Consider the following 20458-nt stretch of genomic DNA (forward strand, 5'->3'; position numbering starts at 1 on the left):
GGGGCCCGCTCAGTAGCCGGCCGTGGTGGGTGCCGAGACGGCCTGCGGGGCGGCCTTCGTCCTGCCACCGGCCGGGCTGATCGCGAACCAGGTGCCGCCGACGCTCTGGCCCAGGATGTCGTCGGGCTTGGCGTCCTTGGCGAAGTAGTACACCGGCCAGCCGTTGATGGTGACCTGGCAGGTGCCGTCGGCGCGCTCGACGTAGCCGACGAGCTGCGGGTCGACCCCGCTGGGGTAGATCGCGCCGGGCGACTTGATCAGCAGCGGGGGCCAGGTTTTGGCGCAGTCACCGTTGCAGTTGGACTTCGACGGCTTGGCCGTGTCCTTGTCGAAGCGGTAGAGCGTCCTGCCTCGGCCGTCGGCGACGTAGGCGCCGATCTGGGCCGAGGCGGTGCTGTTAAGCTGGACGATGTTGCTGCCCTTGCCGGTGTCCGGGGCCGGCGAGAGCGGCACGTCGGACGGGCCGCTGTAGATCTGCACCCGCCGCTGGGTCTTCGCCACCACCGGTTTGGCGGTCGGGGCGGCGGTGGGCGTGTCCGCGATCACCTCGGGCGTCGCCTCGGTGGTCGGCTCGGCGGCCGGCGTCGGCGTCGACACCGCGCCGGCCGGGGCGGCGGTCGTGGCGGCGCCGGAGTCGCCGCACGCGGCCAGGGCCGCCAGGCCGGAGAGGGCGATCGTGGCGTACGCGATCCTGCGGTGCAGCTTCATGACTGGTCCACCTCGTGGCTCGTCGGGTCCGGGTCCGCCCGATCGGCGACCCGGTTCGGCATCCACACGGAGTGGGTCGCGAAGTGGTTCACCGGTACGCGGAAATCACCGGATCCGGGTCGGCGGAAAATTCCGCTGAACCGATTCCGGCGGGGATGCGTGTGGGTGGTGGCAACAGCGACGGGACCTCAACTCGGGACCTACCGAGCCCCCGGTCGCCAGCACTTCTCACATCGACAGAGAGCGGGAATCGTCATGGCCACCTACCACATCCAGACCGAGGACATGCAGGAGTCGGCGAGCTGGCTGCAGCAGAACATGCAGACGCTGCTCGACGGGATGAACCAGGCCAAGAGCAAGATCGACACCCTGATCCAGGGCGGTTACAACACCCCGGCCGCGCAGGCGAAGTTCGGCCCGTACTTCGACGAGTACAAGTCGAGTGTGGACCAGACGCTGCAGGGCATGGAGGGCATCAGCCAGTACCTCCAGCAGGTCGGTACGGCATTCGAGGACACCGACACCCAGACCGGGAACAGCCTCGGCTGAATCGGGGAGAACAAGGCCGCGCGGTGCTGTGTCACCGCGCGGCCTTGACCATTTCCCACCCCGGAACAACCGACCGGAACAACCGATCTGGAGTTTGCCGTGCGCCTCTTGCTCACCGTTGTGGATCCGCTTTCGGTGGCCACCGACTACCAGGTGGACGTCGTACCGGAGACCACCGTCCACGAACTCGCCGAGGCGTTGGCCGCCCGGCGGCCGGAGCCGGGCGCCGACCCGCCCCCGATCTTCGTCGCCGGTGCGCCACTGGACCCCCGGCTGCCCCTGTCCGAGGCGCCGCTGCGGCAGGGTTCGGTGCTGGGACTGGGCCGGCCCGCCGAGGAGACGACCGCGCCACCACGGGGTCTGGTCGAGGTACGGGTGGTCGGCGGCAGCGATGCCGGCGGGGTCTACCCGCTCGACATGGGCGAACACGCCATCGGTGCGGCCAGCACCTGCCGGGTACGCCTCTCCGACCCCGCCCTGGCCGCCGTGATGGCCCGGGTACGGATCACCCCCGACGGCCACTGCCACCTCCTTCCCGTGGGCGGTGGCCTCCTGCTCGACCGGACCGAGGTCGACACCGAGCGGGTCTGGACCCCCGGCGCACAACTTGCCGTCGGCTCGTCCCTGTTGGAGCTGCGTACGCCGGAACGGGCCGACGCGGCGCTGCAGCTCTCCGAGGACCGGACCGGGTTCGACTACAACCGGCCGCCCCGGCTGCTGCCCGCCGCGAAGACCACCCGGTTCACCCTGCCCGGCCCGCCGGTCCCACCGGAGCGGCGACCGCTCGCGCTGATCGCGATCCTCGCGCCGCTGGTGGTCTCGGGTGCGGCGTACTTCATCACGCACAACCCGGCCACCCTGCTCTTCGCCCTGCTGTCCCCGATCGCGCTGATCGCCAACCAGGTCAGCAGCCGCCGCCAGGGCCGCGCCTCCTACCGAGGCCGGGTCGCCGAGTACGAGGCGAAGAAGAGCCGGGTCGCCGCCGAGGCCCAGGAGGCGCTGGCCGCCGAACGGCTGGCCCGCCGGTACGGCTCCCCCGACCCGGCCGCCGTGCTGCTGATCTGCCTCGGTCCTCAGCGGCGGCTGTGGGAACGGCGGCGGTCCGATCCGGACTTCCTGGAGTTGCGGGCCGGTACAGCCGACCTGCCGTCCGAGGTGGTGCTCACCGATCCGGCCCAGGACGAGCACCGGCGCGAGGTCCGGTGGAGCGCGCTGGACGTACCGGCGACGGTCGCCGTACGCCGGCACGGGGTTGTCGGTGTCGCGGGCGGTGAGTTGGCCCGGACCACGGCCCGGTGGATGCTGGCCCAGGCCGCGGCCCTACACAGCCCCGAGGACCTGCAGCTCTACCTGCTCTCCGGCGCCGGCGACCACGACGGGTGGGCGTGGACGCGCTGGTTGCCGCACCTGTCTCCGCGCGACGGTCAGGACACCCTGGTCACCGTCGGCGCCGACACCCAGACCCTGGCCCGCCGGGTGGCGGAACTGGTGGCGCTGATCTCCGCCCGCGCGGCCGAGTCGAGGTCGGACGGCGCGTTCCGGGACGTCCTGGTCGTGCTCGACGGCGCTCGCAAGCTCCGCTCGCTGCCGGGCGTGACCCAGATCCTGCGCGAGGGTCCGGCGGTCGGGGTCTTCGCGATCTGCCTCGACGCGGAGGAGAAGCTGCTGCCCGAGGAGTGCCAGGCGGTCGTCGCCCAGCAACCCGACGGCACCCTGCTGGTCACCCGTACGCTGGCCGACCCGGTTCCCGGTGTGCATGCCGACCTGGTGGCGGGGCCGTGGCTGCGCGGCATGGCTCGGGCGCTGGCGCCGCTGCGGGACACCGGCGGGACCGACGACGGTGGTGCGCTGCCGGACGCCAGCCGGCTGCTGGACGTACTGGCGATGGAACCGCCGGAGCCGGACGCGGTCGCGGCGCGCTGGGCCACCGGTGGGCGTACGACCGAGGCGGTGCTCGGCATGTCGCTGGACGGCCCGTTCGCCCTCGACCTGAAACGCGACGGCCCGCACGCGCTCATCGCCGGCACCACCGGTTCGGGCAAGTCCGAGCTGTTGCAGACCCTGGTCGCCTCGCTCGCGGTCGCCAACCGGCCGGACGCGATGACGTTCGTGCTGGTCGACTACAAGGGCGGCAGCGCGTTCAAGGACTGCGTCCTGCTGCCACACACCGTCGGCATGGTGACCGACCTGGACACCCACCTGGTGAGCCGCGCCCTGACCTCGCTTTCGGCCGAGTTGCGTCGCCGGGAGCACATCCTCGCCGAGGCCGGCGCGAAGGACATCGACGACTACGTGGACCTGCTGCGCCGCGAGCCGACCCGGATCCCGATGCCCCGACTGCTGATCGTCATCGACGAGTTCGCCTCGATGGTCCGGGACCTGCCGGACTTCGTCACCGGGCTGGTCAACATCGCGCAGCGGGGCCGGTCCCTCGGCATCCACCTGGTGCTGGCCACCCAGCGTCCGGGTGGCGTGGTCTCGCCGGAGATCAGGGCGAACACCAACCTGCGGATCGCCCTGCGGGTCACCGACAGCAGCGAGAGCCAGGACGTACTCAACGCGCCGGACGCGGCCTCGATCTCCAAGTCAACACCGGGTCGGGCGTACGTCCGGCTGGCCCAGTCCTCGCTGGTGCCGTTCCAGGCGGGCCGGGTCGGCGGGTTCCGCCCCGGCAGCGTCGCCACCGAGCGGCCGGCACCGTGGCTGGTGCCACTGGACTGGACCGACCTGGGCCGGCCGGCGCCGACCCGGCCCGGCGGTACGGCACCGTCGGCCGAACTGACCGACCTCGCGGTCCTGGTCCAGGCGGTACGCGGAGCCAGCGAGCGGCTCGCCATCGCGCCCCAGCACAGCCCCTGGCTGCCGGCGCTGCCCACGACGCTGACCGTGGACGACCTGCCGGCGCCGCGCGCCAACGGTTACCACCTGCCGCCGGTGGCGTACGGGCTGGTCGACCTGCCCGCCCAGCAGGACCAGGTGCCGCTGGAGGTGGACCTGGCCACCCTGGGGCACCTGCACGTCATCGGCTCGTCGCGCAGTGGACGGTCACAGACCCTGCGTACGCTCGCCGGCGCACTCGCCCGCGCCCACTCGTCCGCCGACGTCCACCTGTACGGGATCGACTGCGGCAACGGGGCGCTGCTCGCCCTGAACGAGTTGCCGCACTGCGGTGCGGTGGTGCAGCGTACGGAGGCCGAGCGGCTCGGCCGCCTGCTCTCCCGGCTGACCGCCGAGATGGGTCGCCGCCAGCAGTTGCTCGCCTCGACCGGTTCGGCGAGCCTGGTGGAGTTCCGGTCCGGGACGAGCGGGTCGGAGCGTCCGCCGCACATCCTGGTGCTGCTGGACCGGTGGGAGGTCTTCGACAAGACGTTCGCCGACTTCGACAACGGCACCCTGATGGCGGCGCTGCTCACGCTGCTGCGCGAGGGGGCGGGCGTGGGTATCCACCTGGTCCTGGCCGGTGACCGGAGCATGTTCTCCACCCGGGTCTCGGCGACCACGGAGGACAAGCTGGTGCTCCGGCTTAGCGAGCGCAGCGACTACGGCATGGTCGGCATCAACTACCGCCAGCTCCCCGACGAGATCGGGGCCGGGCGGGCGTTGCGGGCGGTCGACGGTGCGGAGGCGCAGATCGCCCTCCTGGCCCCGGTCCGGCGCCCCGGCGGGGAACCGGTGGCGGTCGACGGTTCGGGGCAGGGCCAGGCCCGGATGCTGGCCGAGATCGGCGAGACGGCCGGGTCGCGCGACCGGGACCTGCCCGAGTCGGCTCGTCCGTTCCGGATCGACGTGCTGCCCGACGAGGTCACCCTCGACCGGGCGCGGACCCTGGTCCGCCCGGCCGGGCCGCTCTGGGCGATGCTCGGTGTCGGCGGTGACCGCCTCGCCGGGGTGGGGCCGGACCTGGCCACCATCTCCAGCTTCGTGGTGGCCGGACCGCCCCGCTCGGGGCGGAGCACGGTGCTGATGACGATGGTCTCGTCACTGCTGGAGCGGGGTACGCCGGTGGTCGTCGCGGCGCCACGCCGGTCACCGCTGCGGGACCTGGCCGGGTTGCCGGGTGTACTGGACCTGGTCGCCGGGGACGAGTTCACCTCGGCCCGGCTGGCGGCCGCGCTCGGCGGGCACGAGGGTCCGGCGGTGGTCGTACTGGACGACGCCGAACTGCTGCTCAAGTGCGACGCCGGCAGCGACCTGGGCGAGATCGCCCGGACGGGTACGGAGACCGGCCGGGCGCTGATCATGGCGGGCACCATCGACGGGCTCTCCGGTGGCTTCGGCGGCTGGCACGTCGACGCCCGCCGCAACCGGCAGGGCGCCCTGCTCAGTCCGCAGGGGCTCGGTGACGGCGAGTTGCTGGGCGCCAAGCTGTCCCGTGGTCAGCTCGGCGGTGGGCGGCCGGGCCGGGCGCTGGCGCACTTCGGTGACGGTGTGGTCCGTACGGTGCAGGTCCCCCGCGCCGACCTCGACGCGGTCCGGACCTCGGTACGCGAGTCCGCCGCCCGCTCCTGAACCACACGAACGATCAGGGGGACACCGCAACGGTGTCCCCCTGATCCGTACCCGTGCTGCTACGACCACTGGGCGGTGAGGCGCAGGGTGCCGGTGATCGTGTCGAAGAGTTCGAACAGCTCGTCGGCCTCGGCGACGTTCGGGCTGGTGCCGGTCACCACGAGCACGTCCGTGGAGCCCGGCAGCGGTACGACGGTGTGCATGACGGCGGACCGTACGGTCGCCTCGTCCAGGGTGACGTGCTGGATGCCGTGCACCCGCCCGACCGTACCGATGCCGTCGATCTGTGCCGTGCTCACCCGCCGCCAGGTGCCGTCCGCCTGCGTCGGATGCTGCACGGCGGTCAGGGCACCCAGCACGTCACCGGTCGCCGGTGGGGTGACCACCGACACCAGTACGGTCGCGGTGAGCGGGCCGTCCTCGTAGACCTGGAACGTGCCGGCGGCATGTACGGCACCGGAGCGCCGGGCCTGCCGCACCGACCGGCGTACGGACTCGGTGAACTCGCCGGCCTGGCTCTCGGTGAGCCCGGCCTCCCGGGCCCGGGTCCACACGTCGAGCGCGATCCGGTTCTCGCTGGCCTCGTCGGCGAGGGAGAAGTCGACCCAGTCGTCTGGCGTACGCAGCCGGAAACCGGTCGGGGCCGGGGCGGCCGTGGATGTCGGGTCGGTCACTGCACTACTCCTTCGCCTGCGGCGCTGCGCCGTCGGCCGGCGGCTCGGTGAGCGCGGCGGCTGTCTGTTCGTCGGTCTCCCGGAAGGCGTCCGCGACCGCCTTGGCGGCGTCGCGTACCCCCTCCAGGTCCTTGGCCAGCACGTGCCGGCCGTCACCCCACCGCTTCTCGAACTCGTGCGCGGCCGACTCGAGGTCGTGCTGGCCGAGCGTGTCGACCAGTTGGCCCATGGCTCTGATCGGTGAGCTGTCCATCAGGTCTTTGGTGCGCTGGAGCAGGTCATGCACCCGCTCCAGTTCGGCACCGGGAACGTCGATCACGCTCATGCGGATTCCTCCGGGTGTCGCAGCAACTCTGCGCGATACACGGACCGCCGGGCGTACCGGTTCAGCAGGGCCTGCGGCGGAAGCGAGATTTTCCGGACTGAACCGGTCCGGGCTGCGCTACGTGTTCGAGTCGCGTCCCGGTGGATGAGCCCCGGGACCAGCGTCCCGGCGGACCGCCCGGACGACGGAAACCAGTAACGGCGTGATGGGGGAGTTCGGTCATGACGCGTCCAGGGACGGCCGAGTGGTCGGTGCTGCAACTCGACTCCGATCCGGTGCCCGGTGATCCCGAGTCCTTCGAGGAGATCACCCGCGCCTACCAGGAACTGGCCAGGACCACCCAGGAGGCGCACGACCTGTTGGCCTCCGGCGGCCAGGTCGACATCGGCCAGGGCAAGGCGATGGAGGCGTTCCGGGACCTGATCGGCAAGCTGCCGGGCCGCCTGGACACCATGGCGCACTCGTACGGTCAGGCGGCCGACGCGTACCTGCGGTATCTGCCGTCGTTGCAGGAGGCGCAGGCGATGTCGCTGCGGGCGCTGGAGGAGGCCCGGCAGGCGAGCCAGGACCAGGGCTCGTCCGAGGTCGCGCTCGCGGCGGCGCAGGCGGTGATGATCGCGCTGGGTGCGAACCCGGACGCCGAGGCCGCCGCGAAGGACACCGCCACCGACGACGTGAACGCCGCGCGTAACCGCCAGGCCCAGGCCGACCAGGCGTTGGACCAGGCAAAGGCGCTGCTGGGGCAGGCCACCGCGCTGCGCGACCAGGCGGCCCGTACGGCGGCGCAGGTGATCCGGCAGTTGGCCAAGGACGCGCCGCAGCGGTCGCTGTGGGAGAAGATCGCGGAGGCGTTCCAGGCGTTCGTGGACTTCCTGCGCAGCACCGTGATCGAGTGGATCACGACCGTCCTGGACGTCCTCTCCGCGATCGCGTCGTTCATCTTCCCCCCGCTCGGTTCGGCGATCGGCTTCCTCTCCGGCGCGATCGACTTCGCCAGCGCGCTGGCCGGCGGTAACGCGGGTGAGATCGCGATGGCGGCGGGCGGGATCGCGCTCGGCCTGGTGCCCGGTGGCCGGCTGGTCGGGCGGGTGATGAAGTTCGCCGCCAAGGGCGGCAAGCTGCTGCCCGGCACGGTCTCCGACGGGATCAAGGCCGGGACCAGGGGTTTGGACGGCGGCGGCCGGCAGATCGGCGGCGCACTGCCCGGTAAGGCCGGGGCCGGGGTGGGCGCGAACCGGCCGCCGGTGCCGAAGGACACCTCGGTCTCGGTCGACATCCGCGAGTGCGTCACCGACCCCGTCGACGTCGCCACCGGCGAGATGGTGCTCGCCCAGACCGACCTGGAGTTGCCCGCCCCGCTGGCACTGGCGGTCGGGCGGACCCATGTCTCGTCGTACCGGGCCGGTGGCTGGTTCGGGCCGTCCTGGGCGTCCACCCTCGACCAGCGGCTCGAGTTCGACGGAGAGGGTGTCTGCTACTTCGCCCCGGACGGGATGATCCTGGTCTACCCGCCGGCCCCGGCCGGCGAGCCGGTCCTGCCGGTGGAGGGGCCGCGGTGGCCGTTGACCGTCGGCGACGACGGCACCGCCCGGCTCACCGACCCGGTCCTGGACCGGACCACCCACTTCGCGCTCTCCGGGCCGGTCGGGCTGATCTCGGCGGTCACGGCCGGTGACGGCACCCGGCTGGAGGTCGTACGGGACGACGACGGCACGCCGACCACGATCACGCATCCGTCCGGGCAGCGGATCGCGCTGACCACCGAGGCGGGCCGGATCACCGCGATGCACCTGGTCGACGCCGACGGTCGACCCGCCGCCCTGGTCGGCGGCTACGGCTACGACGAGCGGCAGCGGCTGATCGAGGTGGTCAACGCGTCCGGCCAGCCGATGCGGTTCGGCTACGACGACAACGGCCGGGTCACCGACTGGCGGGACCGCAACGGTGTCGGTTACCACTACACGTACGACGAGGAGGGGCGGTGCGTACGCACCGAGGGCGACTCGGGTTACCTCAGCGCCAGCCTCGCCTACGACCCCGTACGGCGGGTGACGGTCTACACCGACTCGCTCGGGGCCAGCACCACGTACCAGCTCGACGGGGCGGGTCACCTGTCGAGCCGTACCGATCCGCTCGGTAACACCACCCGATTCGTCTGGGGCCGCTACAACCAGCTGCTCAGCCGTACCGACCCGCTGGGGCGGACCACCCGGTACGACTACGACACCGCCGGCCGTCTCACCGCCGTGGTCCGCCCCGACGGCAGCACGGTGCGTACCGCGGTCGACGGCGGCGCGATGACGATCGACGTACGGGCGGGTGCGCGGGCCTTCACCCGGCGCTACGACGAGGCACCGGATCCGGCGACCGAACAGCTCGGGGTCGCCGGGGTGTTCGACTACGACAGCCTCCGTTCCGAGGACCGGGTACGGCCGGACGCCGCCGTCGCGGGCCGGCAGGTCTCCCGTCCGGGTCGCCACGGCGGCACCGAACAGGTTCGCTACGACAACGAGGGCAACCCGGTCGAACGTCTCGACGGCGACGGCCACGTCACGCGCACCGAGTACGGACCGTTCGGCCTGGTCCTGGCGACGGTGGACGCGACCGGTGCCCGTACCGGGTACGAGTACGACACCGAACTCCGACTGACCCGGGTCACCAACCCGCTCGGCCTGACCTGGTCCTACACCTACGACCGGTGCGGGCGGACGATCGAGGAGACCGACTTCAACGGCCGGGTCCTGCGGTTCGGGTACGACGCCGCCGGTCAGCTCGTCCGGTCGACCAACGGCCTCGGTGAGGTCACCGAGTACGAGCACGACCCGCTCGGGAACGTGGTCGAGCGGCGTTGCCTGTCGGGGACCACCGCCTACACCTACGATCCGGTCGGTCGCCTGGTCCGGGCGGTGAACGAGGACGCGATCATGGTGATCCAGCGCGACGACCTGGGTCGGGTGACCGCGTCGACGACCAACGGCCGTACCCTCTCCTTCCGTTACGACGACGCCGACCGCAGCCGGCACCGCCTCACCCCGTCCGGGGCGGACAGCGTCTGGTCGTACGACCCGTTCGGCAACGTGGCCTCGCTGGTCACGGCGGGGCACCGGGTCGGCTTCCGGCAGGACGGGTCGGGCCGGGAACTGCGGCGTACGGTCGACGGCCGGGTGGTCCTGGAGCAGTCGTACGGCGACGACCGGCGACTGGCCGCGCAGGTGGTGCCCGGCCGACGGCAGCGGCGCTTCGTCTACCGGGCCGACGGCCAGCTCACCGGGATCGACGACAACCGCACCGGGCGGACCGAGTTCGCGCTCGACCCGGTGGGTCGGGTACGCGGTGTTCACGGGCCGGACCGCGACGAGGACTACCGGTACGACGCCGCCGGTCAGCTCACCTCCGTCTCCCTGGCCGGGGCGCACCACTCGGGCGAGCTTCGTTACCACGGCAGTCTCGTCGCCGAGGCGGGGACGGTCCGGTACCGCTACGACCGGCAGGGACGGATGATCACCCGTACCGTGGTCGACCCGGTGGCCGGCGAGCAGAGCTGGCATTTCCTGTGGGAGGGCCAGGATCGACTGGTCGGGGTGCTGACCCCGACCGGTGACCGCTGGCGTTACCTCTACGACCCGCTCGGGCGGCGGATCGGGAAGCGGCGCTACTCGGCGGCCGAGGCGCAGGACCCGGCGAGTCTGCGATTTCCGATCGACCCGCGCCTGCTGGTGGAGCAGGTCGACTTCGTCTGGGACGGGGCGCTGCTGGTGGAGCAGGTCCACACCGACCCGCGGGGACGGGTCCGGGTCACCACCTGGGACCACCACCCGGACGGGCAGCACCCGGTGGGCCAGTCCGTACGCACCGGCCAGGACCGGGTCGACGCGCGGTTCTACGCGATCGTCACCGACCTGGTCGGTACCCCCACCGACCTGGTCGGCACGGACGGCGAGCTGGCCTGGCAGGGCGACGGGACACTCTGGGGCGGCCCGGCCGGTGGTGACGCCGACCCGGACCCGGTGATGCCGTTGCGCTTCCCGGGCCAGTATCTCGACCACGAGACGGGCCTGCACTACAACGTCTACCGCTACTACGACCCCGCCACCGCCCGGTACGTGAGCCAGGACCCGCTCGGCCTGGCCCCCGCCCCCGATCCGGCCGGTTACGTGGCGAACCCGTACAGCGCGGCCGATCCGTTGGGTCTGGCCCCGAAACCGTCGTGCACGGCCGGGGCGGCGAGCAACGCCCCGGTCACACCGGGCGGCGGCAGCGACGCGGCGCACCTGGACGGGGTCGGCAGTTCGGGCTCCCGGCCGGGCTCGCCGGAACCGGTCGACGCACCCGTGCAGGGCCCGGCGAACCACCCGGCGATCACGGACTCGGTGCAGGGCATGGGCCAGCCGAGGCCGGGCTATGTCTACCACGGCTCCAGCGAGCCGCCGGAGGTCGTGTTCGCGCAGGGTCTGAAGTCGCGGGCGGAGCAGGCCGGGACGGTGCCGCACTACAACATCAAGCAGCACATGCACAACGGCAAGGGCAGCGGCTTCGTCTCCACCACCGGGGACCTCCAGGTGGCGATGCAGTTCGTCCGCTCCGACGGCACGAAGGTCGACGCGGGCGGCAAGGCCTTCTCCCGGCGGGAGGGGTGGATCTACGCGATCGACCCGTCGAAGGATCCGTACATCCACCTGCCGTCGCAGCGGATCCCGGGCATGAGCCACCTGAACTACCAGGACGAGTACGCCGCCCTGGACCACATCTCACCGGACCGGATCGTCCAGGCGACCAAGGTGGACGGCTACTACAACGTGGACGCCTTCGAGGTCCCCGACCCGGCCAACCCGGGCGAGAAGATCAAACAGATCAAGATCGATACACCGAGCAGTTCCAAGTACGGGCTGAAGATGAGCGGCGTCGAGGGCCCGGGAGCCCCGCAGAGGCGGGGGTAGCCGGGCTCGCGATCAACCACCCACCCACACGGACGGACACCACATGGAGGCAACGATGACCGAGGTGCAGGACCCGACGGTCACCCCGCAGTTGCGGGAACGAGCGAGGCAGAACCCGGAGAGCTGGATCTACGTCGTCGATCCCGGATTCGAGGACGCACCGGAGGTCCCCGGCTGGGCGGTGGTCGGCGCGTACCGGGTGGACGAGCGGGGCGAGGTGGTGGACGAGTTGCGGCCCAACCCGAACTACCGGCCCACCCCGGCCGCCCTGGGTTTTCCGCCACCGGCGAACGAGTTGGAGGGCGCGTTGCAGCGGGCGGTCACCGGTCACGCCGACGACAACGAGGTCCGAGCGGCCCTGCTGGAGGCGACCGTGTTCGTACCGCACCTGTCCGGGACGGACGGGGTGGCCGGGCTGGACGCGGGGCTGGACCAGCGGGTGGTGCACGCCTTCACCTCGGAGCGCTACCTGCCGGAACCGGTCACCTGGCGGCACTGGGAACGCCTGCCGGTTCGGGACCTGGCCGAGGCGCTGGGCGGGCGCTACCTGCTGCTCAACCCCGACAGTGAACTGGAACTGCGGCTACCGGGCCGGGACCTGGACTGAGATCCGGCCGTACCCGCCGGGGTTGGCAGCCGTGGCGGTGAACCGCTCCGGCCGGGCGTACGTGTTCGTTTCATCCCGGCGGTCCACCGGCCCGCCGGAGCAGCGACAACTCTGTGAGTGAGGTAGTCATGCCCAGGCTGGTCCCGATCGCCGGTAGCAGCGGTTCCACCACCCTGCCGGGCTGGTTGGCCTGCCTGATCGCCATCGTGCTGATCCTGCTGTTCCCGTTGACCCCCGCGCGGGCCGCCGAACCGGTGGTGCCCTACTGGGTGGTGCCCGGCGAGTCGGGTACGGTCAGCGACCTGACCCTGCCCGGCGTCGCGGACCGGCTGCTCGGCGACAGCCGGCGTTGGCCGGAGATCCTCGAGCTGAACCAGGGCCGCTCCCAGCCCGACGGGCTGACCCTGACCGACCCGGCCGAGTTGCGCGCGGGCTGGGTCCTGGTCCTGCCGGAGAACGCGAGTTCCGGTGAGATCCGGATCGGCCCACCTCCGGGTACGGGCCAGCCGGCCGCCGACCTGCCGGACACTTTGCCTCCGGCACCGCTGGCGACCGGTCCCGGCGACACCGACCAGCTCCGGATCCTCGGCCTCTCCCCCACGTCGGCGATCCTGACCGCCCTGGGCGTGTTGGCGCTCGCCGGTGCCCTGGTCGCCGCGGTGCCGGCGCTGCGCCGCCGGGGTAACCGGCCGGCAGCGCCTGCGCCGGTCGCGACCGGTTACCGTGCCGTGCTGGACCGAGCCCTGCGCCAGCTCGCCACCCGCCCGCCCCAACCCCGGGTGTACGCGGCCGTGGTCGGTCCGGACCGGGTGTCGCTGCGGCTGGCCCCGGCGGTACCCGAGGCGCCGTCACCGTGGCAGCCACGCGAGCAGGGCTCGGTGTGGGAGGCACCCAACTGGCAACTCGACGACGGCTCCGCGCCCGGCGGCCCGACCGGGCTACCGCTGCTCGCCACCGTCGGCACGATCGGTGGCGAGCTGACCGTGGTGAACCTGGGACGCGCACCGGGCGTGGTCGCGCTCACCGGCGACCCGGCGATCTCGATGGCCGTACTCGGCGCCTTTCTGGACGAGATCGGTTCCGATCCCGCCGCCGCGTCGGTGCTCATCACCGTCCTCGGCCCGGAGCCCGGCACCCGGCTGCCGGCGGGACGTCTGCGGATCGCACCGGACCCGGACGGGATCACCGACCTGCTCGCGGCGGGTCGGGTCGGATCTCGGCCGGACGGCTCCGGACCGGTGCCGCCACCTGCGCTGCACGGGCAGTTGGTGGTGGTCACCGCGCCGATCGGCTCGGTCGCGGTGGAGCGGCTCGGTGCGATGGCCACGCTGTCGGACGACACCGCCGCCGTGCTGGTCGTCGGGGACGTACCGAACGCCGCCTGGCGGTTCGAGGCCGGCGCCGACGGTTCGCTCGACGTCGGCGTACTCGGCCTGCGGCTCGACCCGCCCCGGACACCGCGCAGCCGCGGCGCGCTCACGTACGGCAGCCGGGGCTGATCCCGGTCCTCCTCGTTAACCGGTAAGGAAGGTGTTGGTGATGAAGCCTCTCGGCCCACGCACACTGCTCGGCCCGCTGGCGCTGGTCGTGGCGCTGCTCGCCACCGGGTGCACGACCACGGTGACCAGCCCGGTCGGGGCACCGCAGCCGGAGACCGGCACCCCGCAGAACGATCTCGGTCGGCGCAGCCCGGAGGGCGGCTACTGGCCCAGGTCGGTGCAGCTCGGACAGAACCCGGAACTGGGTCCGGTGGTGCTCGACGGCCAGGGCTTCACCCTCTACCGGTTCGACCAGGACAACAGCTCACCGTCGGAGTCCACCTGCGTCGACGAGTGCTCGACCCGGTGGCCTCCGGTGCTGGTCAGCGAGAAGATCACCTTCCAGAACCTCGACTCGGCGGTGCTCGGTGCGGTGAACCGTCAGGACGGCACCCAGCAGGTCACCGTCGGCGGCTTTCCGGTCTACCGCTTCGCCGACGACAAGGTTCCCGGACAGATCCTCGGCCAGGGCGCCCAGGGCGTCTGGTTCGTGGTGTCACCCGACGGCGGCAAGGCGGCTCCGCAGGGAGCACCGATCGGGAGTTGAGGAGGGCACGGCGTGATCACCGGCACACAAGTCGTCCGCGTACGAACTTCGCGGAGACCGCTGCTTCATTGTTTGGTCCGGCATTGGCAGAAACGGGCCAGGTGGGGGCCTCGGAGGGTGGGGGAAAATGGCGGGGTTAAGGACTCATCGTCGCCAGGAGGTGGCCGACGAGGCATTGGTCCGATCCCTGTTCCAGGAACACGGGCGGGCCATGCTGGCCTACGCGACGCAGCTCACCAGGGACCGGGCCGCGGCCGAGGACGTGGTCCAGGAGGCTCTGGTACGCGCCTGGCGGCACCCGGACAGCCTGGTCAACGGCAAGGGATCAGTACGCGGCTGGCTGCTGACGGTGGTCCGCAACATCGTGACCGACACCATCCGGGCGCGCAACGCCCGGCCGACTGAGGTCCCGGAGACACCGGTGGACGTCGCGGTGGAACGGGACCACGCCGACCATGTGGTCAATTCGATGGTGGTCGTCGACGCGCTCAATCAGCTCTCCCCGGAGCACCGAGAGGTACTCGAACGGGTTTACCTACTCGGGAGTACAGTTGCCGAAGCCGCCAAGGCATTGGGTATCCCGCCGGGGACGGTCAAGTCACGCTCCTTTTATGCACTCCGGGCTTTACGCGAAATTCACTCGGAGCGCCCTGCCGGGATGGAACGGTCTGCCTCATGAAAACTCCGGACAGCTTGCACCCAGCCGATGACCATGTGGACATCGGCGGCTACCTGACGGAGTCCCTCGAGCCGGAACAGGTCCGGGAGGTCGAGGAGCACCTCGCGGGCTGCGCGGAGTGCCGCGCCGAGGTCGAGTCGCTGCGCGAGTGGGAGAAGGCGCTCGGGGCCGTACCCGATGCGATGTTGCTGGACGGACCGCCCGAAGGCGGCGACCTGTTGCTGCAACGAACCCTGCGCCAGATCCGTACGGAATCCTCGGGCCGGCGCAACCGGCGCAGCGCGTGGGTGAGCTCGGCCGCCGTGGTGGTCGTGGCCGCCGCGATCTCGGCCGGTGTGGTGGTCGGCCGGGTGACCAACGACCAGCCGTCACTCGAGGGCCAGGCTCCCCCGGCTCCGACGGTCTCCACCGCCGCGCCCGGAACCAGGTTCGCCACCGCCACCGACGCCACCACCGGGGCCAGGATCACCGTTGCGGTCTCCCCCCTGCCCGGCTGGGTACGGCTCAACGCCGCGGTCTCCGGCATCCCGGCCGGTGAACTCTGCCGGCTGGTGATCGTCGGGAAGGACGGCACGAAGATCCTGGCCGGCAGTTGGGTGGTGTCGCAGAAGGGCGAGGACGAGGGAACGACGCTCGACGGCACCGCGTTGATCGACCTGACCCAGGTGGCCAGCGTCGAGGTGGAGAACACCAGTGGAAAGAAGTTCACCAGCCTGCAGCTCTGATATCCGTACCCCGCACGACGACGATGCCCACGCCGGCCGGCGTGGGCATCGTCGTCACGGGGACCTACCGGTACTTGGCGGCGCAGGTGGCAACTCCGGGAGCGGAGAAGGCGTCCCGGAACGCCTCGACCCGGGCGAACCCGGACGGAACACTGGCACCGTCGACGTCCGCGGCGATCAGGCTGTCGGCGGTCAGCATCTCGGCCACCGCCTCGTCCAGGTCGCCGGGAGAGAGCTGCAACGCCGCACCCCGGCCCGCCACGATGCTGCCGGCCCAGACGCCGGTGAGGCACGCCGTACGCTGCCCGGCGGCGAGCCCGCGCAACGGGTAGCCGGCCGCCCGTTGGAGGGACAGCGCGTACCGCGAGGCGACCTCGGCGAAGGCGGCGAAGTCACCGATGCCCCCTCCCCTGCGACCCTGTTGGGGCGTGGATCCGATGCGGACCAGGGCGTCGAGGTCGAGCCCGATGGTGTCCGTTGCGGGGCAGTAGGCCGCGGGTGCGGTCGGGGCGGCATCCGGACACCCGTTCACCACCGCACCCACCGTCGGCGGCTCGGCCCCGGTCTGCGCGTACGCGTTGCGCAGGGTGGTCAGCAGTGCCCGCAGCCCATCCGGATCGTCCACCGGCAGGTCACCGGCACCGTCGTCCCGTACCTGGTCGGCGGTTGCCTGCTGGGTGATCCGCCGGCGTACCTCGGCGTCGTCAATCTGCGCGCACCGCCGGGGCCCGTCGCCGAAGCCGAACTGGAAGGCGGACACCCGGTCGAACGCGTTGCCGTGCGCACCCTGCGCGTCGAATCCGGTGCCTGCGGAGTCGCGGATGAAAAACAGGGTGGACATGATCTGGTTCAGACCGGGTCCGGTGGAGAGCTGGAAGTGCGGGGCGTTCCCCTCCGCCACCCACCGGAAGAAGCTGCCCGCGTAGCAGTCGGCCTGCTGTTCCTTGACGATCGAGGCGGTCTGCGGACCGATGCCGCCGGTGGCGCCGAGCCGGAACTGTACGGCGTGACCCAGCTCGTGTGCCAGCACCGCCACCACCGACATCGGACCGAACGAGTCGTCCAGGGTCGGCAGGAGCTGACCCCGGTCCCAGGCGACGGTGTCGTCGGCCGCGCAGTAGAAGGCGTTGACCAGTCCCGCCGTGCCGGTCCCGCACACCTCGACCCCGGCACCACCGGAGTCGTAGGAGATGAGCCGGGTGACCGGCTCGAACCGCCTGCCGAAGTTCGCCGGCAGCGCCTCGGTCCAGTATTTCTGCACGTCGTCGACGGCGTCGAGCGCCAGCCGGTCGATCCGTCCGCCGTCGCCGCCTTCGGCGGTCAGCCGCGAGCCGGTCACGTCCGGCCGGGGGCCGCTGTCGCCGGTGGTGATGTCGAGTCCGGCGACCTTGGTCGCGCTCCAGCGTTCGACGCCACCGGTGCCGGCGACGGACTGCGTACAGGCTGCCAGCAGGGTCGCCGCCAGCAGCACCGGCACCCGCCTGAGTGGACGGGTGGACCTCGTCATGTTCATGCACCATCTCCGAATCCGTCGTCTGCGGGGGTACGCGTCCCGGTTGCGCCGGCCGGCTCCGACCGAGGCCGGGCCCACGGGTCCGGGCACGTACGAAGACGGGTGTGCCGGGCTGGTGTGGAGCCAGTCCGGCACACCCGGGGCGGTGCTGGATCAGCCTAGGAAAACCGAGGCCACGGCGTTGTCGAAGCCGATCGTGGACAGGTCGGTGACGTCCCCGTCGATGACCGTCGAACGGCCCTTGCAGTTGGCCTCGGACCAGATCTTCAGCGATCCGGGGGCCGCCAACGAGGAGGTCACGCCCGGCCGGCTGAGGTTCTGGCAGCCGGTGCCGCCGACGCCCTGGGAGGCGCCGTTGTCGCTGAAGTTGGCGTCGTCGAAGAGGACGGCGCTGGTGGCGGGCGCGGCCTGCGGGTTGCCCGGGTTGGCGTCCGGGGCGGTGTCGCCGCCGGCCGGTACGCCGGCCTTCGTCCCGGTAGGCGTCACGCCGAACCAGGTGCCGCCGACGCCGTTGCCGAGGGTGTCACCGGGCTTGGTGTCCTTGGCGAAGCGGTAGACCGGCCATCCCCCGATGGTGACCTGGCGGGTACCGTCGGCGCGCTTGACCGTGCCGACCGCGGACTTCTTGATGCCGGCGATGAAGATCTTGCCGCCCGGTGCGACCGTGACCGGTGGCCAGGTCACCGCGCAGGCGTCGTTGCAGTTCGACTTGGACGGCTTGGCGGTGTCCTTGTCGAACCGGTAGAGGGTCAGGCCCGCACCGTTGACCACGACCGGATCGAGGTCACCTGCCCTGCCTGCGGTGAGCTGCACCCACTTCTGCGCGGCGGGAATGGCCGCACCGGTGGCGGTGCCCCCATTGGGGACCGCCCAGTCGCCGGTGCCGGCCGGGGAGTTGTTCGACTTGGCGGTGCCCGAGAGCAGCGACAGGTCCGACGCCCCGGTGCCGTCACCCTGACCGGTGGCCTGGGTGGTGGCCGGTACGGCGGGAGGCTGCGCTGCCGGGGCGCTCTCGTTGGAGTCGCACGCCGACAGCATCGCCACACCGGCGGCCAGCAGGACTGCGAGTGGCACGAAACGCTTGCGCAACATCTGAGTTCTCCAGTGTCTACCCGGCTCCAGCACATCCGGAAGCCGTTCGGCATCCACACGGGGCCGGCGCGAAATCGGTTCAGTCGGTCTCCGGGCCAGCGGGCGGAGCATGCGGTGGAGCACCGCCGGGGGTGGTCGCGGCCGGCACGGAACGGGGTGCCTCGATGACCGTCGGAGGGCAACCGACGGTGGGTACCCGCCGGGGTCACTACACCCTTCCGACCGCCGACGGGCAGACCGTGGCGGCCAGGTTGCGGGCCAGCCTGCTGGATCCGTACCCCACGATCGAGATCGCGGGTGTCAGGTACCGCACCGGGCCCGGAATCCCGCTCGGGCTGCGGATCCTGGCGCTGCTCCCGTTTGTCCTCGTGATCGCGGGCGGACTGCTCGGCGGGGTGATCGCGGCGGCCGGTCTGGTGGCGAACTTCGGCATCGCGCGCGGTTCGCAGTCGACCGCCGTGAAGGCGATTTTCATGCTCCTGGTTCTCGCGGGGACGTTCCTGGCATACACCGCAGTCGTCGCGCTGCTGCTCCTCTAGGCACAGCCGCCGGCAAGCCCGATCGCACACCAGTTCGTCACCTTTGCTGGTGTGCCGCTTCACCGTGCCGGCATAATTATCGACCTTGCATGGACTCTTCACCCCTGCCCCGACGCCCCTCTGGAGCACCCTGTGTCGGCAGAGTTCGCCCTGCGTGAGGCCCTGAGGCGGGACTTCGCGCGCAACCGGGACTGGCTCACCCGCGCGGTTCTGCTCGTCTTCCGCTACGGGCAGTGGGCGAGCCGGCGCAGCGGCGCCACCAGGCTCCTCCTCGCACTGCCGCACAAGGTCGCCAACCTGCTCCTGCTCCGGCTCGCGGTCGGGTGCGACCTACCCGCGCAGACGACCTGCGGGCCGGGGTTACGCCTGCACCACGCCGGACGAGGTGTCGCCATCCACCGGCGGGCGGTCCTGGGCGCCGACATCACCCTCTTCCACGATGTCGCGATCGGCCAGCGCGACAACACCGGCGAGCCGATCCTCGAGGACGGCGTCATGGTGGGGGTGGGCGCCCGCATCCTCGGCCCGGTACGTCTCGGCACCGGTGCTCGGGTGGGCGCCAACGCCGTCGTACTGGACGACGTGCCTGCGGGCGGAACGGCCCTCGGCCCCCGCGCCACGATCCGCCCCGCGAGCCGTACCCAACCAGCGCCGGAAGGCGCCAACGCCTCCTGAGGGCGGCGAGCGCCGGTAGGTGCTCCGTTCCGGGCCCGCCGATCGGCGTGACGGCGGTCGTCCACCGGGGACCACCACCGCCACGCCGATCGGGGCCGACCTAGGTCTGGCAGAGGATGCCGAGGTCGTCGACCCACGCGGCCAACGTCGTACCGCTGGCGTTGCCGATCAGCGAGACCCGGACGAGTACGTCGGTCGGGCCGTGTTTCCACTCGGTCGATACGAACGTGTACGGGGCGTCGCCGCTGAGCACCACCGTCCTGATCGCCACGTACGTGAAGTTGACCGGGTTGATGATCTCGAAGTTGACCTGTTGGGCGGCCAGGGCCGGATTGACGTGGATCCCGGCCGTGCAACTGGTCGTCGGCGGCAGCGAGACCCGGCGGCTGACCGAGGAGAACCCCGCACCGCGCATCGAGACGAATCCGGAGCGGATCCCGTTGTGCGGCTGCGAGAGGCTGACGCCGCCCGTCCCGTCGCCGACGTGGGTGAAGCTCCAGTTGGCCGCCTGGGTCCCCTCGAAGCCGTCCTGGACGGTGATGATCGAGGCGCTGGCCGGCGACGCGGTCATCCCGATCAGTGCCGCCGTCAGGCCGAGCAGGGCCGCCATGACCGCCGCCCGACGCGGTGTACGCGACCGGGGTGTGCCCTGCGGCGTCCGGGTGGACGACTGCCGGACCGAACCCGGGTAGATGATGGTTCGCATTACTGATCACCTCGTGATCTGGCTGGTGGGGAGCCCTGTGGCACCCCGCTGACCAGATGTCTAGTCGGCGGATCGTTGTCCGGCTTCGGGGGCGGTTCGCGGACAATCAACCCCGCACAACCACCCCCGGCCGCA

General features: G+C 71.6%; 16 protein-coding genes. 10 read left to right on the top strand and 6 right to left on the bottom strand.

What is annotated here, in order from left to right; translation table 11 throughout:
- Nucleotides 1–9: 9 nt before the first annotated feature.
- A complete protein-coding gene (locus ACWEFB_RS22310; RefSeq protein ID WP_452288187.1) occupies nucleotides 10–708 on the bottom strand; it encodes a hypothetical protein in 699 nt (232 codons plus the stop codon).
- 255 nt (nucleotides 709–963) lie between these two features.
- On the opposite strand from ACWEFB_RS22310, the gene ACWEFB_RS22315 reads away from it, so the two are divergent.
- Together ACWEFB_RS22315 and ACWEFB_RS22320 are read left to right on the top strand one after the other, a co-directional pair.
- On the top strand, nucleotides 964–1257 hold the full coding sequence (locus tag ACWEFB_RS22315; RefSeq protein WP_170208458.1) for a WXG100 family type VII secretion target: 294 nt from the start codon (nucleotides 964–966) through the stop codon (nucleotides 1255–1257).
- 99 nt (nucleotides 1258–1356) lie between these two features.
- Nucleotides 1357–5766, top strand: coding sequence for an FtsK/SpoIIIE domain-containing protein (locus tag ACWEFB_RS22320; RefSeq protein ID WP_452288190.1), 4410 nt, complete (start codon nucleotides 1357–1359; stop codon nucleotides 5764–5766).
- A 59-nt stretch (nucleotides 5767–5825) separates the two neighbouring features.
- Here ACWEFB_RS22320 and ACWEFB_RS22325 read toward each other — a convergent pair whose 3' ends face one another.
- Both ACWEFB_RS22325 and ACWEFB_RS22330 read right to left on the bottom strand, forming a co-directional pair.
- Nucleotides 5826–6440, bottom strand: a complete 615-nt coding sequence (locus ACWEFB_RS22325) for a hypothetical protein (protein ID WP_452288192.1) — start codon at nucleotides 6438–6440, stop codon at nucleotides 5826–5828.
- Nucleotides 6441–6444: 4 nt separating this feature from the next.
- Nucleotides 6445–6765 carry a hypothetical protein gene (locus ACWEFB_RS22330; protein WP_452288194.1) on the bottom strand — a complete coding sequence of 107 codons (321 nt, stop codon included), beginning with the start codon at nucleotides 6763–6765 and terminating at the stop codon, nucleotides 6445–6447.
- 221 nt (nucleotides 6766–6986) lie between these two features.
- Between ACWEFB_RS22330 and ACWEFB_RS22335 the strand changes: the two genes are divergently transcribed.
- The 6 genes from ACWEFB_RS22335 to ACWEFB_RS22360 all read left to right on the top strand — a co-directional run bounded on the left by ACWEFB_RS22335 (nucleotide 6987) and on the right by ACWEFB_RS22360 (nucleotide 15798).
- Nucleotides 6987–11702, top strand: coding sequence for a DUF6531 domain-containing protein (locus ACWEFB_RS22335; protein ID WP_452288196.1), 4716 nt, complete (start codon nucleotides 6987–6989; stop codon nucleotides 11700–11702).
- Between the two features lie 55 nt (nucleotides 11703–11757).
- Nucleotides 11758–12309, top strand: coding sequence for a type VII secretion system-associated protein (locus ACWEFB_RS22340; protein ID WP_452288198.1), 552 nt, complete (start codon nucleotides 11758–11760; stop codon nucleotides 12307–12309).
- 128 nt (nucleotides 12310–12437) lie between these two features.
- Nucleotides 12438–13808, top strand: coding sequence for a hypothetical protein (locus ACWEFB_RS22345; protein WP_452288200.1), 1371 nt, complete (start codon nucleotides 12438–12440; stop codon nucleotides 13806–13808).
- A 40-nt stretch (nucleotides 13809–13848) separates the two neighbouring features.
- Entirely contained in the window at nucleotides 13849–14394 is a 546-nt protein-coding gene (locus ACWEFB_RS22350) for a hypothetical protein (RefSeq protein ID WP_452288202.1), read from the top strand.
- A 127-nt stretch (nucleotides 14395–14521) separates the two neighbouring features.
- Complete coding sequence (locus ACWEFB_RS22355) at nucleotides 14522–15073, top strand: sigma-70 family RNA polymerase sigma factor (RefSeq protein ID WP_452288204.1); 552 nt, start codon at nucleotides 14522–14524, stop codon at nucleotides 15071–15073.
- On the top strand, nucleotides 15070–15798 hold the full coding sequence (locus ACWEFB_RS22360; protein ID WP_452288206.1) for an anti-sigma factor family protein: 729 nt from the start codon (nucleotides 15070–15072) through the stop codon (nucleotides 15796–15798). Before ACWEFB_RS22355 ends, ACWEFB_RS22360 begins: the two co-directional genes overlap by 4 nt.
- A 64-nt stretch (nucleotides 15799–15862) precedes the next feature.
- On the opposite strand, the gene ACWEFB_RS22365 is transcribed toward ACWEFB_RS22360, so the two are convergent.
- Together ACWEFB_RS22365 and ACWEFB_RS22370 are read right to left on the bottom strand one after the other, a co-directional pair.
- On the bottom strand, nucleotides 15863–17305 hold the full coding sequence (locus ACWEFB_RS22365; RefSeq protein WP_452288208.1) for a neutral zinc metallopeptidase: 1443 nt from the start codon (nucleotides 17303–17305) through the stop codon (nucleotides 15863–15865).
- Nucleotides 17306–17464: 159 nt separating this feature from the next.
- Nucleotides 17465–18403 (bottom strand): hypothetical protein, encoded by a 939-nt coding sequence (locus ACWEFB_RS22370; protein WP_452288210.1) that lies wholly within the window; start codon nucleotides 18401–18403, stop codon nucleotides 17465–17467.
- 164 nt (nucleotides 18404–18567) lie between these two features.
- On the opposite strand from ACWEFB_RS22370, the gene ACWEFB_RS22375 reads away from it, so the two are divergent.
- Nucleotides 18568–18942, top strand: a complete 375-nt coding sequence (locus tag ACWEFB_RS22375; RefSeq protein ID WP_452288212.1) for a hypothetical protein — start codon at nucleotides 18568–18570, stop codon at nucleotides 18940–18942.
- A gap of 132 nt (nucleotides 18943–19074) precedes the next feature.
- Nucleotides 19075–19617, top strand: coding sequence for a serine acetyltransferase (locus ACWEFB_RS22380; protein ID WP_452288214.1), 543 nt, complete (start codon nucleotides 19075–19077; stop codon nucleotides 19615–19617).
- A 100-nt stretch (nucleotides 19618–19717) separates the two neighbouring features.
- Here ACWEFB_RS22380 and ACWEFB_RS22385 read toward each other — a convergent pair whose 3' ends face one another.
- Entirely contained in the window at nucleotides 19718–20323 is a 606-nt protein-coding gene (locus ACWEFB_RS22385; RefSeq protein ID WP_452288216.1) for a hypothetical protein, read from the bottom strand.
- Between the last annotated feature and the right edge of the window lie 135 nt (nucleotides 20324–20458).

Source organism: Micromonospora sp. NPDC004704 (assembly GCF_053601675.1).

Bases quoted from the DNA above. Each gene is read 5' to 3' on its own strand.
- ACWEFB_RS22310 (WP_452288187.1), bottom strand. From the start codon at position 708: ATGAAGCTGCACCGCAGGATCGCGTACGCCACGATCGCCCTCTCCGGC.
- ACWEFB_RS22315 (WP_170208458.1), top strand. From the start codon at position 964: ATGGCCACCTACCACATCCAGACCGAGGACATGCAGGAGTCGGCGAGC.
- ACWEFB_RS22330 (WP_452288194.1), bottom strand. From the start codon at position 6,765: ATGAGCGTGATCGACGTTCCCGGTGCCGAACTGGAGCGGGTGCATGAC.
- ACWEFB_RS22335 (WP_452288196.1), top strand. From the start codon at position 6,987: ATGACGCGTCCAGGGACGGCCGAGTGGTCGGTGCTGCAACTCGACTCC.
- ACWEFB_RS22340 (WP_452288198.1), top strand. From the start codon at position 11,758: ATGACCGAGGTGCAGGACCCGACGGTCACCCCGCAGTTGCGGGAACGA.
- ACWEFB_RS22345 (WP_452288200.1), top strand. From the start codon at position 12,438: ATGCCCAGGCTGGTCCCGATCGCCGGTAGCAGCGGTTCCACCACCCTG.
- ACWEFB_RS22350 (WP_452288202.1), top strand. From the start codon at position 13,849: ATGAAGCCTCTCGGCCCACGCACACTGCTCGGCCCGCTGGCGCTGGTC.
- ACWEFB_RS22355 (WP_452288204.1), top strand. From the start codon at position 14,522: ATGGCGGGGTTAAGGACTCATCGTCGCCAGGAGGTGGCCGACGAGGCA.
- ACWEFB_RS22360 (WP_452288206.1), top strand. From the start codon at position 15,070: ATGAAAACTCCGGACAGCTTGCACCCAGCCGATGACCATGTGGACATC.
- ACWEFB_RS22365 (WP_452288208.1), bottom strand. From the start codon at position 17,305: ATGACGAGGTCCACCCGTCCACTCAGGCGGGTGCCGGTGCTGCTGGCG.
- ACWEFB_RS22370 (WP_452288210.1), bottom strand. From the start codon at position 18,403: ATGTTGCGCAAGCGTTTCGTGCCACTCGCAGTCCTGCTGGCCGCCGGT.
- ACWEFB_RS22375 (WP_452288212.1), top strand. From the start codon at position 18,568: ATGACCGTCGGAGGGCAACCGACGGTGGGTACCCGCCGGGGTCACTAC.
- ACWEFB_RS22385 (WP_452288216.1), bottom strand. From the start codon at position 20,323: ATGCGAACCATCATCTACCCGGGTTCGGTCCGGCAGTCGTCCACCCGG.